We start from the raw sequence: 14,652 nt of genomic DNA, 5'->3' as shown, positions 1-14,652 counted from the left end.
GGAGAAACTCAATGACCAAGACTGCATTCTTCGCTGGCCTTATGGCTCTGGCGGCCTCTCAGGCTACGGCCGGGGACATACAGATCGATATCACTGGTGTCGACGCCGGACGCGGGGGCGTCATCCACGTCCTGGCCTTTGACGATAAGACCGCATTTGACCAAAGCCAGATGGCGAAAATCGTGGGCTACGCGAAGATCCCGGCCTCAGGTAGCACAGTTTCCGGAACGCTTGAGAACCAGAAACCCGGACAGCTTGCGATCATGATACACCATGACCAGAACGACAACGGCCAGTTCGAGATGAAAGGGCCGATCCCGCAAGAAGGTTGGGCTTATTCCAAGGGCGCAGGCGTCAGATCGTTGCCGGCGTTCGAAGACGCGGCGATCGAATACGATGGCAATACCTCATCGCTTGGTTTGAAAATGAACTACGCAAACTAAAGCTACCCTACAAATTCAACCCCAACTGCCCCGGAAACGGGGCATTTTTTTTGCGGACATCGGATTCTTCGGGTTGAAACGGCGGGGTTAAGTTTTATTTTGTCTCACATGACAATTTATGCCAATCCCAGCTACTGTCGTCAGATCTAAAGGACCGCCATCCACCATGAAGTCATCCTTGGAAGACACCAGTCGATTCTTGATGCAGGCCACGCTTGGGGCCGATCAGAGGTTACTGCATCAGGTTAGCAAGACCGGCCCGGAACGCTGGTTGGATGATCAGCTGAACGCCTCGATCGGTAACAAAGGGCCGTTCGAAAAGTCCACTCGCAAGATTTGGAAGAGCTTCCGAAAGCGCCTAAAACGCGCGCATGGCGAATGGGCGATCAACGGCGACGGCAACAACCCCGCCCTGCCCTATAAATGGTATTTCCACATGGCCTGGTGGAACCACACCCTGACGCAACGCGACGATCTGCTGCGCCAGCGTGTTGCGCAGGCACTGTCCGAGATCCTAGTCATCTCGGACGCGTCATCGTTGGAGCTGGATGCCATCGGGATGGCGAATTACTATGACCTGCTCTATAAGCACGCGTTCGGCAGTTATTCAGACCTTCTGTACGATGTGTCGGTGCACCCGATGATGGGTATCTACCTGTCGCATATGACCAATCAAAAGGCGAACGAGGCCAAGAACACCCATCCGGATGAAAACTATGCGCGTGAGATCATGCAGCTGTTTTCGATTGGCTTGTTCGAGCTGAACCCCGATGGCACGGAAAAACTGGATGCCAGTGGGGATCCGATCCCGACCTATGACAATCGCGACATCAAGGAACTGGCTCGGGTCTTCACCGGCTTGCTGCCCGCAGCCTATGAATACGAGTGGAACACGTCGTTCTGGGAAGACAGCTATAATGGTTATCCAGTTCAGTTCGATGATGGGGTCGAAAAGGCCTATAAGACAGTGCCCTTCATTGACGCGACCAAACCGATGATCGTGGAAGAAGCCTTTCACGACCGCGGCGCAAAATCCCTGCTGAACGGTCGTCTGACCTTGCCCGGCGATCAGTCCGGCCCGAAAGAAATTCGTTCGACCATCGACCAACTGGTTGCCCACCCTACGACCGCGCCGTTCATCGCAACCCATCTGATCAACCGGCTGGTCACATCCAATCCCTCGCCCGCCTATGTCGAAGCGGTGTCGCAGGCATTTGGCTCAAACGGAGATCTGAAAAGCGCGGTTCGCACAATCCTGACCTACCCATTGACCAATGAGGTTGCCGCCAAACGTCTTCCTTCGGCATACAAATCCCCGACAAAAGTAGTTCAGTCCCAAAAGCTAAAATCGCCCCTGCATCGCGTCACGCAGGTTCTGCTTGCGTTTGGAGCGCATAACCAGACCGGCAAGCTGTGGCTGCTGGGTGATGACATTCAAGAGGCGCTGCAGATGCATCCGCTGTCCGCGCCCACGGTGTTCAATTTCTACAAACCCGACTTCACCCCGCATGGCGCATTGCAGAAGATGGGCCTTCGCGCGCCCGAGTTCGAGCTGCACACGGCCGCGACCTCGGTCGCTTATGTCAACAACATCTACTATTGGTTCTTTGGCGGCTACTTGCCGCTGGTCTCGACTCAGATCGGCACGGGCCCTGAACAGATGATGGTGATGGAATTTGACCCCGATACACTATGGGCCAATTCCAAGAACGCGCTGCGCTTCGACCTGAGCGAAGAGATCAAAATCGCACAGAACCGAGGCCGTCATGATGAGCTGATAGATCGGATTTCGGTCCTATTGACCGGTCGGACTGATGCCGAAGTGCGCAAACGGATCAAGCAGGCCTATGTGCAGTATGCGGACAATCCCGAATGGGTGGTGCAGACCATCGCCTTCATGATTGCCGTTTCCCCAGAATTCACCGTGCAGGAGGCCTGAGCCCATGCTGATCAAATCCTTTACGCGCCGGCAGTTTTTGGCCTCGACCGGTGTTGCCGCAACTGGCGCAATGATGGGTGCCGCCCTGCCCGGTTTGGCGCAAGCTGGGACGGGAATGATCAAGCCCGCCCGCAGGGCGCTTGTTTTTGTTATGTTGGATGGTGGCAATGACAGCTTCAACATGCTGGTACCAAAAGACAAAATCGCGCACGGCCAATACTCGGAGACGCGGGCCAATCTTGCCCTTTCGCGAGGTGAGCTGCTGGACTTGGATACGCCCAAAGATCGGCTGGGCCGCAGCTTTGGCCTGCACCCGTCGATGCCCGAAATGGCCGAGCTGTTCGATCAAAGGCGCCTCTCTTTTGTCGCCAATGTTGGGCCCTTGGTCGAACAGGTCCGGAAAGAGCAGTTCTATGACGGCTCGGCCGCACTCCCCTTGGGACTGCTGAGCCACGCGGACCAGTTCAAACACTGGCAAACCTCGCGCCCGGATCTGCGTGTGAACGACGGATGGTTCGGGTTCTTTGCTGATGACCTACAGCCCTCAAAATCGGTGCACGAGATCGGAATGAACATCTCTTTGGCCGGAAACAACATTGCGCAGAACGGCACGATCGACTTGCCATATTCAATCACAAACAAGGGCAGCGTCGGTCTATACGTGAAAGAAGAGAAAAGTCCCCTCAACGACCTGCTTTTGGACAGTTTCAACCGAATGATGAATGCCGATCAAAACGGCGATCCCTTCCGCGAGACATATCTGAACCTGACCCGCGACGCGCAGTCCAAACACGAGACGTTTAAATCCGCAACCCGTGGGATCAAGATACCCCGCTCCTTCCCGTCTTCGGACCTCGCGCAACAATTGCGCATGGTCGCCAAGACGATTGCCGCCTCGGACCGGCTGGGTCACGAGCAGCAAACGTTCTTTGTACGCTATATTGGCTGGGACCATCATGATGAACTGTTGGCGAACCATGCCCGTATGCTGCGCGTATTGTCCGAAGCGTTGGGAGCGTTTCAGGCAACGCTTGACGATATGGGCTTGGCGGATCGTGTTGTGACTTTCACGGGATCAGATTTCGGCCGGACGCTGACGTCGAATGGCAACGGTACGGATCATGGTTGGGGGGGCAATACCCTGGTTATGGGCAATGCTGTCAAAGGTGGGCAGATTCTGGGGGATTACCCCGAACTTGGCCTGGCCAGCGAAAACGCGCTTGATGTGGGCGACGGCGTTTTGATCCCAACGACCTCGACCGATCAACTTTATGCTGACCTGTCTCTTTGGTTTGGTGTGCAACCGTCGGCATTGAACACTCTGTTCCCAAATCTTAATAGATTTGCGGATGTGGCAGGCGGAGAAAGGCTTGGGCTTTTCACCTAGACCCACCGCCCCAAAACACTTCGCCCTACCGGGACGCTTGAACATCGCTTGCGTTAGGTTGCCTGCTGGAACGGCGGGCGATAGCTCAGAAAACGTTGAAGAGCGGTAGATATTTTGGAATTAAATTGACTGTCAGTCTTGACAATCAATCTCAACTAAAATATCTCTAAAATTCCGTTCCTACGTAAGGGTCATCGCATGGGTCGCCCCTCTGTACAAGATCAACGAAAAAAAGAAGTCCTCGATGCATTTATGTCGTGCGTCGTTCGCTACGGCGTCGAAGGGGCCACACTTGAACATATTGCGGCACAAGCCGGGCTGAAGCGCCCACTGATCCGCCATCATCTTGGCAACCGCAAAGCAATGGTTCTGGCGCTAGGTGAGCATGTCGTCGAAACGTTCAGCAAACAGACCGAAACATTGCGCGTTGCGCTGGCCGAGAATCCCGATGTCCGCAATCTAATCGAGGCCCTGTTCAACTCTGACGGTGAGATGGATCCGCGGATCAACATTTGTTATCAGGCGCTCGTAAACTCGATTGAGATTTATCCAGAACTTCGCAAACCGTTGCTGGAATCGATGGAGGCCTTTTACAAGGTCGCGATAGATATCGTTCTTGGCTCACACCCAAAAGCCGACAAACAAGCCTGCGAGATCGTCGCGCACGGAATCATAAACCTTTTTATCACCACGGATGCTTTCATTCCGCTTAAACCTCCGAAAACATGGGGTTATTCGTCCTATTTCGCTGCGCTGAAATTGGCTGAAACATTGGAAGAAAAAACCTGACGGCGACTGCCTGGCCAACGGCCGGGTTAATCGTAACTAACCGCAAGCTTGTCTGTCGTGGCAACCGCCTGGCAGGACAGCACGGCACCTTTCGCGATCTCATTATCATCCAAAGCGGTTCGTGCCCGCATATGAACCGAACCCTTTTTCACCTTACACCGGCACGCCCCACAGACCCCAGACTGGCAGGAATATGGCGGCTCCAACCCCGCCTGTTGGGCAGCCTGTAAGATCGTCTGACCAGATGCCATCTGAACCGATTGTCGCTGACCGTTCAGCGTTATGTCCACAACAGCATCAACGCCCTTGATACTGTCATCGGTCTCTTGCGCGCCGCCGTAGCTTTCCATGTGAATCCGATTGGCGGGCACATCCAAAGACATAAGCGCGTCTTTGACCGCTTTGTTCATCCCGCCGGGACCACAGATGTAGTACTGGGCATTCTGGGCATAAGGTGGATTTTCTGTGATCAGCGCCTCGATCGCATCCTTGTCGATGACACCCCTGCGCCAATAGGCGAAACTGGACCACATTGAAGGCTTGGACATAAGGTGATGCACCGTCAGGCGTTCCGGAAACGTCTGCTGGTATTCGGCAAACTTGTCTTTGAACAGGATACTGTCCGCATTCGCATTGCCATAGGCCAGATGTGCAACCGACCACGGTTCGGCCAATAGCACAGACTTAAGCATGGAATACAATGGGGTGATACCGCTGCCCGCCCCAAAGAAGTAGTGTGTGCGCCGTTCCTCCGGGTCTGTATCCAGACAAAAACTACCAAATGGCGGCATGACGTCGATCACATCACCCTTTTGAACCGTATCGTTGATATGGTTGCTGACAAGCCCCTTTTTCACCCGTTTGACGGTGATACGCAGCGGATCGCCTGAATCGGGCGAAGACGAGATCGAATAGCTTCTACGCACCTCTTCACCCTTGATCCAAAAGCGAAGGGTCAGGTGCTGACCGGCACGCCAGGCAAAGTCTTGGGCCAGATGTGGTGGCACGTCGAACATGACGGATTTGGCCTGCCCGCCGATCTCACTACGCGTTTCAAGCACCTCAAGCGGGTGAAAAACTCTGGTCATTTGAGCCTCCGAAATTCGTGCCGTGCGAAAGGGCAGGATGTGTGATGATACCCGATATGGGACGGGTGTTTGAATTGAACGTATTAGGCATTGGCACCCTGTTTCGATGCCGGTGCGTTGATCCGCTCAGTGATCTCGGACAAGCGCGCGAGGCTTTGCAGGACCATCGGTAAAATCACGACCGATTGCACAAACTCGAACGAATAGGTGACAACCGAGAAGATCTGCCCTGCCGTCGCCCCGCTTTGCGTCGCCGCAAACCACAGGTTGAAGGCCAGCATGCTGAGCAAGACAGCAAAAATCGCAGCATAGACAAGTGCCTCGGAATCCGACAACCGAACCTCATGCGTGCGCAATCGGAACAAGTGCTGGCCGATCTTTTTCAGATCCATGCTTTGCAACGCAGTCACCTGTCTTTCTGACTGGTGGTTCAACAGCCCATTCAGGCGGAAGAAGCGACGCGAAAACAGGGTAAAGATGATCAGGATAATCACAGCAGCGGCCCCTGCGGCGGTGGCAAGTGCCCCGTGAAAGGACATCAGAATACCAACCGAGACCAGAACCTGCACGACTGCACCCATCGATTCAGGGGCCTCATTCTCCAGAAAATCAACCAACTCGCGGGCCATCAGTACCCGCGCATTTAGCACCGAGACCTCGCGCCCCGCATCCCGTTTGGCCTGCGCCTTACCCAATTCGACGCGGATCGTGCCATAGGCCCGCGTGTCGTAAACACGCCGCAACGTCGACACAACCAGCAGCGCTGCCATCGCAACACCGAAATGGATGAACGACGTGTAGTCCCCATTCGACAGGCCGTCGATCGAATAGCCGATCAACAGGGGAAGGAAGATAAACAACCCCGTTTCAACCAGGGTCAGACCCCAGGTCGTTACGATTTTTGTGCGGAAGACCCGCAGCAAGGTCGCAATCGACAACCGGTCGTCGGGGTTGATCATTCTTCTTGCAACCAATCGCGAACGACCCTTTGGTGTTGAACCACGGGGCTTTCCCCAACGGCGGCTGGACCAACTTCGAAATAAGGCGAGGTCAAGGATTTCTGTTGCTGTTCACAGGCATAGATGTCCTCTTGCGTGAAATCGCCCGAGGCCATCGGATCGTTTTCATCATACGCATCATCACCTTCATATTTGCCTTTGATGCCAAAATTGTTCCAGAAGGACGCCGACCGGGTAGCCTGTTTCGAAAACTCCCAGCCCGATGCATTGGCAACACGCGTCCGGTTCAGAATCCGCGTCCTGTCCGGAGCAAGCGGGGTAATGATAAAGACGTTCCATACGTCCTCTGACGCGCCAATTCCGACCCCTGGAAACAGCATCGGCACCCATGCACCATTCTGATCTTCGGGAACGACCCGCGGCATCTGAAGCTTTTTGTTCTGATCTTTGGCGAACTCTTCGACCGGCGGCTCCCAAAAGATGTAGTGCGGCCCGTACCAACCATATTGCGCATTGGCGTGGTCATACATTTGTAGGGTGTTCGAATGAAGGTGGCTCAGATGGTAGACGTCGATGTAATTCTCGACAACGATCTTCCAATTGGCCTTGATTTCATAGGTGTTCGAGGTGTCCTCGTGTTCCACCAGCTCTTCTGGCACATGTGGTCCGACCTTATCGTCCACGTCGCCAAACCATTTCATGATCGACCCTGCGTTCGGGTCGGGATGCACAAACAACATACCTTTCCAGATATCGACCGAAGCAGGTTTCAGGCCAAGGCAGGATTTGTCGACGGACTTATATTCGCGATGCTCATCCGGGACTGAGATCAGGTTGCCCTCAAGATCATAGGTCCAGTCGTGATAGGGGCAGGTCAGCGCTTTTTGGGTCTTTCCCAGGGCGCGGATCAATTGGGTGCCCCGATGTCTGCAGATATTGTGGAAGGCCCGCAGCCTGCGATCCCTCCCCATGACGATGAACAAGTTGTTCAATCCCGCCTGAACCGAAAGATAATGGCCTGGCTCGGGCAAATCTTCCATAAAGCCAGCAAAACGCCATGTTTTTGAGAATATCTCTCGCTGTTCACGGTCGAACCACTCCTGCGATGTGTACGCTTCTGCAGGTAACTCATGGTACATTTGTGGCATGCTGTCCCCTCCTAGGGCCGTCGTCTTCACGGTTGGCAAGCTAAACGTTTTGACCTCAGCAACAGTGATTAACACATGCCCGATCTTACGGTGCTTTGAAACGAAATAGGCAAACAGCAATCAACTGTCAATGGTGACAATTTAAAGAATAAGATCGGCCGAAACGAGTAAGCGCATTGTTGCAATGTCTGCCGTTTCGATCGGTGTCATCTCGCACAAGACCTAACGATACAACGAGATTTAGGCACCTGCGGAGATTTGGCACTCAACAAAATATGTTTGGCACTATACAGAGCGGCACCACTTTCAAGACGGACAATTCACCGATGCCCTCACTCAAGATTTACGTCAATTTCGTTCTCTTGCTGATGTTAACCGCCTGTGCCGGCAGCTATGATCGTTCAGCACTTACACCGACGTCCGAAAATTACGAGACCTTTCTGCCGGTTGTCACAACCCCGGACAGCCGGTATTTCGAAGATGATAGCCGCGACCGTCTGGCAACTCTCAATGCGGAAATGCACAAGACGCTAGCACAGGTTCCAAGGGGGCAAGGCCTGAACATTCTTGCGCTATCGGGCGGCGGCCAGCACGGCGCTTTTGGGGCCGGCGTTCTAAATGGTTGGACCGACAAGGGCACACGCCCGTCCTTTGATGTGGTCACCGGAATCTCCACTGGCGCGCTGATCGCGCCCTTTGCTTTCCTCGGTCCGGATTATGACAGCCGCCTGAAGCGGTTCTATACCGAAACCGCGACCCGGGATGTCGTGCGATTAGACGTTTCGGGTGCCGTCATTGGGCGCGGTTTTCTGACCAAAGCAACGCCACTGAAAGCGGCAATCAAGCAAGAACTGACCGACAATCTGATCCGCGAGATCGCGAAGCAGCACAGATTGGGCCGCCAGCTTTTGATCGGCACCACCAACATCGACGCGGAGCGTCCGGTGCTGTGGAACATCGGGGCGATCGCCCAAACCGACACGCCGGGCGCGCGGGATCTCATCCGGGACGTAATTCTGGCCTCGGTCTCGATACCTGTCGTGTTTCAACCCGTTACAATCAAGGTGACCAATGGCGAAGTACAACACGAAGAATTGCATGTGGATGGCGGGCTTACCCGCGAGATTTTTGCCTACCCATACGACTTGCAGATGCGTCAGCTGCTGCGGGACGCCGGGCTGAGCAATCAAAAAAACCGCATTTGGCTGATCCACAATAAAACGCTGGAACCGAGTTTCGATCCGTTGCCCGGAAATGCAACCGCTGTGGCTAACCGCGCGTTCGAAATGCTGATCCGTTCCCAAAGCCTTGGCAATATCGAAAGCATCCTGACCCTCGCGAACCGGGACGGGTTTCAAGCCAACATCACCTATATTCCCAAGGAATTTCAAAGAAAACCGCAGGAACCCTTCGACCCCGAATACATGACCGACCTGTCTGCGATCGGTTATTGGGCCGGACGGCATAAGGAAGGGTGGATCTATGATGCGCAGGAGTGGCAGTGACGAGGATTTTAGGCCCGAACACCTACTGAAGCAGACATTCAACAAGATGTTTGAACAAATCGCAAATAACTGCAAGATAACAGGGTAACTCATGAGCAGACCGCATAGATGGTAGCGCCACGCCGCCTTTTCCCCTCAATCTCATCACTCCGCGCCCTTGAAGCGCTGGATCGCTTAGGCTCGGCTTCTGCGGTCGCTGATGAGCTTGCCCTGACCCAAAGTGCCGTCAGCCGTCAATTGCAAACATTGGAAGCCCAGCTAGGTGTCGATCTGATCCGTCGGGATCGCAAACGCCTGCTGCTGACCCCGGTTGCGCAGGAATATGTAGCTGAAGTCCGGCAAGGTCTGAACCAGATCGCTCAGGCCTCGTTAAAGCTGCACATGGCTCCTATTGGTGGCACCTTGAACCTTGCGATCTTGCCGACGTTCGGAATGCGGTGGTTGGTGCCCAGATTGCCGGAATTTGCCCGCATGCATCCGGAAATAACCATCAACATGTCGACACGCCTGCGTCCGTTTAGCTTTACCTCTGAACCCTTCGACGCAGCGCTGTATTTTGGTGAACCCGATTGGCCCGGCACGGATCGGCTGTTGCTGCGCGTGGAAAGTGTATTGCCGGTTTGCGCGCCATCCTTGCTGCCCAAAGGCGCGCCGTCATCACCGCGAGATCTGCTGAAACTCCCATTGCTGCACATCCAGACCCGGCCCCATGCCTGGCAAGAATGGTTCAGCCATATGGGGACAAGCCATCCCGACGCGTTGCCCGGAACGATTTACGATCAATACACAACGATCAATCAGGCGGCGGTTCACGGTCTCGGCGTTGCGTTACTGCCAAATTATTTGATCGAACAGGACCTCGCGACAGGCAAACTGATCGCAGCCTTTCCGGACGCAGTCGAGATGATGGGCGCCTACTATCTTGTTTGGCCAAAAACCAAGTCGGACGATCCGTCGCTGCGCAGCTTTCGTCACTGGCTGTCAACGCAGGCCCAAACTGAAGAGGGTCTGCCGCGCTGACGGTGTCGAATGCGACCCGACTTGGCAATTACAAAGTTTCCGTCAGCAATGAAGCCGCCCGCTTCAATTCAGTACGCCAATTTGACGGCGCATCAAGTGCGGCCAGTGAATCGAGGGACAGGAAGATCGTTGAAATGCCCTGCGCCACGGCCCTGACCCGTTCTGGTGTAGCGTCGGGCGACACGCGACCAAGGAACTTCTCAAGAACCGCCACAAAACGTGCCAAGACTTCCAGCAACGGCTCGGCAAGTTCGGGATGATCCCCGACTGATGCGGATAACCCCTGCCACGCAGCAGCAAGCCGCGGGTCGATCTCTTCATCTTCGGCAAAAAGGATTTCCAAGAGCTGATCGCCTGTTTCTATCTGTGTAAGATGACAGTCCAGCTCCAATGTCAGCTCGTTGAACGCGTCTGCGACATGCAGATTCAGCGCAGCAATCATCTGGTCACGATTGCCAAGGTAGTGGCGTAACAATGGTCGCTTCACACCAGCCTCGGCCGCGACACGCTCTTGGGTGGCACCATCAAGCCCGTACCGGGCCACGCAGGTCATATAGGCATCAAGGATTTCTTCTGACCGTTGCGGTTTTAAGCTCGGGCGCGGCATGGCATTTCCAATCCCTTCATCAGGCTCAGGACAAGAGCCTATGAAATCATGATGAACCGCAGTTCTTGCGGCCAATTTCTTCAAATTTTTTTATCTTTAGTGAACGATCACTTTGCATTGACATATGGCGCATTTAAGGTTATCTGTCAACTTTGACAATAATGAAAACTTAGCAGCCATTTGTGAGATCATTCATGCAACAGCCGAACCAAATGCCAGAGGTCGCCACCCAGGAATTGCCTTCTGAAGCCTACACATCAGATGAATGGCTGGCGCAGGAAAACAAGAAACTGTTTTCGCGCAGCTGGGTGTTTGCTGGCGTCGTGTCAAAGGTTGCCAATGCGGGCGATTACATGACGGCCAAGGCAGGGCACTTTACCCTGGTCGTAATCCGCGGAAACGACGGCGAACTGCGGGCGTTCCACAACGTTTGTCGCCATCGCGGAACCGAATTGCTGGACCGCGGCTGCGGAAATGCGGGCAAAACGATCGTGTGCCCCTATCACTCGTGGACTTTTGGCCTGGATGGCGCGCTGCGTGGCATCCCTGACCAGAAGGCCTGTTTCCCGGACATCAACAAAAAAGAAAACGGCCTGCACAGAGCTTCGGTCGCGGTGTTCAAGGGCATTGTCTTTGCCAATCCCGAACCCGATCAGGACCTGTCCGATTGGCTCAGCGGATTGGAAGATGTCGTCTGGCCGCACGACATCACCAGCCCTGAACTGATATCTTACGGTGAACCTGTAACCTATGAAATGCAGTGCAACTGGAAAGTGTTCTTCGAGAATGCGATCGACGGATACCATCTGGCCTATCTGCACAAGAACACCCTTGGCGGCCCAACTCAGGACAAGAACATCTGGGACCCTTATGGTGACAATCAGGTTTGGTACTCGACCGAGAATGAAACCGTGCGTTCGCGTGTTCCGAATTTCGTGTCTACGCGCATGGACAAATGGAACGCGAAGAAAATCCCGCATGCTGAGAAAGAAGGCTATGGCGGCGTCTACATGTTGTTCCCGACGACCCTGATCGTGGCAAGCCCGTGGTCCTTCTCAATATCCGTGATGGAGCCTGTAAGCGCCGGTGTGACACGGTTGCATGCTTATGTCTGGGCCGCAAAATCATGGATGTCGAGCCGCGGATCCGTCAAAGATATCCCCGGCTATGACAAGGTATCCGGCATGATCAAAAGCTCGCACTGGAAAGTGCATCCGCTGGAAACCCAGGACTTCCAGACTGAAGATGTATATGTCGTCGAGAAAATGCAGCGTGCGATGATGTCGCCCAAATACACGGTCGGCAAAATGGCCTCTGGTCCTGGGGCTGAATCTCCGCTGACCTACTTTCAGAGATCGGTTCTGCGCCACATGGAAGCGTAGGTACACGCGGCAAGCGACAGAGATTTCACTGGGTCACTTGCCCAATCGGATGGCCTGCTTCATTTGAGGTGGGCTATTGAAACGAAGAGGCTTGATCGCATTTCAACGATCAAACCTCACACTGTTTTTCGAGCTTTCATCCCCTGACCAAGAGCATTCGGTGAGGAACGGTGCTTATGCCGCACCGCTTTGGTCGTCGCGACTGCAAATCTCGATGATCTCGCGCTTTTGAATTTTGCCGGTCGGTCCTTTGGGCAATGCGTCCCAAATCTCGATATCTTTCGGGATTTTGAAGTTGGCAATCTTACCCCGGCAGTACTCACGCAGTTCTGCGCCACTAACAGCCGTATCAGAGTTCAGGGTGACAACGGCATGAATCCGATCCCCCCATTTCGGATCCGGCAGGCCGAACACACTGACTTCGTCGACTGCATCATGTTCAGCCAGACAGTTTTCGACCTCGACCGGGAACACGTTATAGCCGCCGGACTTGATGCGGAACTTTGCCCGGTCCTTGAGATGGACGTAGCCCTCTGCATCGATAACAGCGATATCCCCGGTATGCAGCCAACCATCGCGGACGGTTTCCGAATACTCTACCGCCTGATTCCAATAGCCCGGGATCACGTAAGGCGAGTGAATCAGCAGCTCACCTGCCTCACCGCTGGGAAGGTCATTGCCCTGCTCGTCAACGACACGGACGTCCACGTAGAAAAGTGGCCGGCCCGCGCTTTCGAGACAATTGTGCCCGTCTTTCAAAGCGCGCTCATGATCCGTTGCGGTCAACATCATGCCCATGCCCATCAGCTCGGTCGTGCCAAACATCTGCAAGAACTTGCACCCGAAAGCCTTGAGCGCATCGCGCACTGTCGCGGGTGGAATTGGCGCAGACCCATACCCCAGCTGCCGGATCGACGAGCAATTGTATTGCGTAATCAGGCCGGAAGACAGCAGGTCGTTCAGCATCGTTGGCACCAGAACGCAGATCGTCGCCTGCTCACGGTCAATAAGCTTTAGCGCCGTTTCAGCATCCCATTCGCCGACAATGGCACATTTGGTGCCGTGGAACATGTTACGCAGTAGGTGAATGATCGGAACGCCCGATGCCGGCATCGCGTGCAACCAGACATCGTCCGGACCCGCACCTTCCGTCAGGGCGATTACACCCATCGACTCGATCATCAACGCGTGAGGATAGATCGCACCTTTCGGCAAACCGGTTGAACCGGTGGTGTAGCAGATCATCAATTGCTCATGCGGGGTATGGGTGAAGGCCCCGCGATCAGATGCTGATGCGATAAGGGTTTCATAGTCCCGCTCCAACGCATGTTGGGAACCGACCCCTACCAGCACCGGCTGGCGCTTGCTGAAGGTCAACGCGTCTTGGGCGATTGCAACTTTCGTGTCCTGCACGATCAGAACATCCAAGCCCGCGTCGTCAATCAGCGCGCCGATTTCGCGCGGGGCAAGGCGATAGTTCAGACCCACTCGAATCGCACCGGCCTTGGCGCAAGCGCCAATGGTTTCCGCAACCTCTATGCAGTCGGGCAGGATCACCCCGACCCTATCACCTTTGCGGACATCCAGCGACCGCAACGTATGCGCCAGCGCATCCGTTCGCTGGCCCAACTCGCGCCAACTGCGACGGCGGTCCAATTCCACATAAGCATCCTGATCTCCAAAGCGGTCTGCGTTTCGGTCGATCAGCTGTCCAAGCGTCGGCATTGGTGTCTCCTCCCGGGCATCATCACGGCAATTCTTAAGTTACGTGATTGTCGTTTTTTGGTGGCGTAGGGCGTGCGAAGTCAGGTGAAAATTCACTTTGACCCCACATCAGCCTTCCAGCGGTGTGAGTTTGTGAAATCCCTTGCGCCCATAAATAAGCGCCGACTTTTCCGGGTTCAGGTGAACTTCTTTCACCATACCGAAGAACACCGCATGTGTCTTCGTATTTGCCCAGTTGTCGACCACGCATTCAAAGGACACGACGGACTCTTTCAAAACAGGCAGACCCAGATCTCCTTTGATCCATGTCCCGGCTGCCTGGAACTGTTGTTCCTTGTCCATTTTTGACGAAAAGGCACCGACAACCTCGGTCATGTCATCAGGTATGAGGTTTACGGCAAACTTTCGGCTGTCCATCACGACGCCATATGTTCGCGCTGTTCGGTTGATGCAAACCAACAAAGCTGGCGGATCGGCCGTTAGCGAACATACCGCTGTCGCCGCCATTCCAGCACGCGAATCTTCGAATTCTGAAGTGATGATGGTCGTTGAGGCCGCCAGCAACTGCATGCCGGTCTTGAACCTGTCTTCTGTGGTCAGGGTCATACTGCGCTCTTGCTAATTAGTGAACGATCACTTACCTTCCACATCGCCGGATAA

At 54.5% G+C, this 14,652-nt stretch carries 13 protein-coding genes; 7 read left to right on the top strand and 6 right to left on the bottom strand.

What is annotated here, in order from left to right:
• Window positions 1-11: 11 nt before the first annotated feature.
• The 4 genes from AC2FFP_RS12610 (at window position 12) to AC2FFP_RS12595 (ending at window position 4,558) form a co-directional block, all read left to right on the top strand.
• On the top strand, window positions 12-443 hold the full coding sequence (locus AC2FFP_RS12610) for a DUF2141 domain-containing protein (RefSeq protein WP_496881107.1): 432 nt from the start codon (window positions 12-14) through the stop codon (window positions 441-443).
• Window positions 444-609: 166 nt separating this feature from the next.
• Complete coding sequence (locus AC2FFP_RS12605; RefSeq protein ID WP_496766310.1) at window positions 610-2,382, top strand: DUF1800 family protein; 1,773 nt, start codon at window positions 610-612, stop codon at window positions 2,380-2,382.
• Window positions 2,383-2,386: 4 nt separating this feature from the next.
• Window positions 2,387-3,769, top strand: coding sequence for a DUF1501 domain-containing protein (locus AC2FFP_RS12600; protein WP_496844316.1), 1,383 nt, complete (start codon window positions 2,387-2,389; stop codon window positions 3,767-3,769).
• A gap of 252 nt (window positions 3,770-4,021) precedes the next feature.
• A complete protein-coding gene (locus AC2FFP_RS12595) occupies window positions 4,022-4,558 on the top strand; it encodes a TetR/AcrR family transcriptional regulator (RefSeq protein ID WP_496739095.1) in 537 nt (178 codons plus the stop codon).
• 26 nt (window positions 4,559-4,584) lie between these two features.
• Here the strand turns inward: AC2FFP_RS12595 and AC2FFP_RS12590 are convergent, their stop codons facing one another.
• The 3 genes from AC2FFP_RS12590 to AC2FFP_RS12580 all read right to left on the bottom strand — a co-directional run bounded on the left by AC2FFP_RS12590 (window position 4,585) and on the right by AC2FFP_RS12580 (window position 7,753).
• Window positions 4,585-5,646 carry a 2Fe-2S iron-sulfur cluster-binding protein gene (locus AC2FFP_RS12590; protein WP_496881106.1) on the bottom strand — a complete coding sequence of 354 codons (1,062 nt, stop codon included), beginning with the start codon at window positions 5,644-5,646 and terminating at the stop codon, window positions 4,585-4,587.
• Between the two features lie 83 nt (window positions 5,647-5,729).
• Window positions 5,730-6,605, bottom strand: a complete 876-nt coding sequence (locus AC2FFP_RS12585) for an ABC transporter six-transmembrane domain-containing protein (RefSeq protein WP_496724809.1) — start codon at window positions 6,603-6,605, stop codon at window positions 5,730-5,732.
• Window positions 6,602-7,753: an aromatic ring-hydroxylating oxygenase subunit alpha gene (locus AC2FFP_RS12580; protein WP_496778368.1), complete on the bottom strand. Its 1,152-nt coding sequence runs from the start codon at window positions 7,751-7,753 to the stop codon at window positions 6,602-6,604. The genes AC2FFP_RS12585 and AC2FFP_RS12580 overlap by 4 nt, the downstream gene beginning before the upstream one ends.
• Window positions 7,754-8,079: 326 nt before the next feature.
• On the opposite strand from AC2FFP_RS12580, the gene AC2FFP_RS12575 reads away from it, so the two are divergent.
• On the top strand, window positions 8,080-9,258 hold the full coding sequence (locus AC2FFP_RS12575) for a patatin-like phospholipase family protein (RefSeq protein ID WP_496844312.1): 1,179 nt from the start codon (window positions 8,080-8,082) through the stop codon (window positions 9,256-9,258).
• 108 nt (window positions 9,259-9,366) lie between these two features.
• On the top strand, window positions 9,367-10,278 hold the full coding sequence (locus AC2FFP_RS12570) for a LysR family transcriptional regulator (protein WP_496766296.1): 912 nt from the start codon (window positions 9,367-9,369) through the stop codon (window positions 10,276-10,278).
• Window positions 10,279-10,306: 28 nt separating this feature from the next.
• Here AC2FFP_RS12570 and AC2FFP_RS12565 read toward each other — a convergent pair whose 3' ends face one another.
• Window positions 10,307-10,885, bottom strand: coding sequence for a TetR/AcrR family transcriptional regulator (locus AC2FFP_RS12565; protein ID WP_496766294.1), 579 nt, complete (start codon window positions 10,883-10,885; stop codon window positions 10,307-10,309).
• A gap of 194 nt (window positions 10,886-11,079) precedes the next feature.
• Between AC2FFP_RS12565 and AC2FFP_RS12560 the strand changes: the two genes are divergently transcribed.
• The gene (locus tag AC2FFP_RS12560) at window positions 11,080-12,267 is read left to right on the top strand and encodes an aromatic ring-hydroxylating oxygenase subunit alpha (protein WP_496881105.1); all 1,188 of its coding nucleotides are present in this window, start codon (window positions 11,080-11,082) and stop codon (window positions 12,265-12,267) included.
• A gap of 174 nt (window positions 12,268-12,441) precedes the next feature.
• On the opposite strand, the gene AC2FFP_RS12555 is transcribed toward AC2FFP_RS12560, so the two are convergent.
• A complete protein-coding gene (locus AC2FFP_RS12555; protein WP_496844309.1) occupies window positions 12,442-13,992 on the bottom strand; it encodes a class I adenylate-forming enzyme family protein in 1,551 nt (516 codons plus the stop codon).
• 108 nt (window positions 13,993-14,100) lie between these two features.
• Window positions 14,101-14,598, bottom strand: coding sequence for a flavin reductase family protein (locus AC2FFP_RS12550; RefSeq protein ID WP_109311127.1), 498 nt, complete (start codon window positions 14,596-14,598; stop codon window positions 14,101-14,103).
• Between the last annotated feature and the right edge of the window lie 54 nt (window positions 14,599-14,652).

The organism is Ruegeria sp. YTSC004 (genome assembly GCF_059609805.1).
The sequence above is the reverse complement of the archived record's forward strand: the minus strand, read 5'-3'. Positions and strand labels throughout refer to the sequence as shown.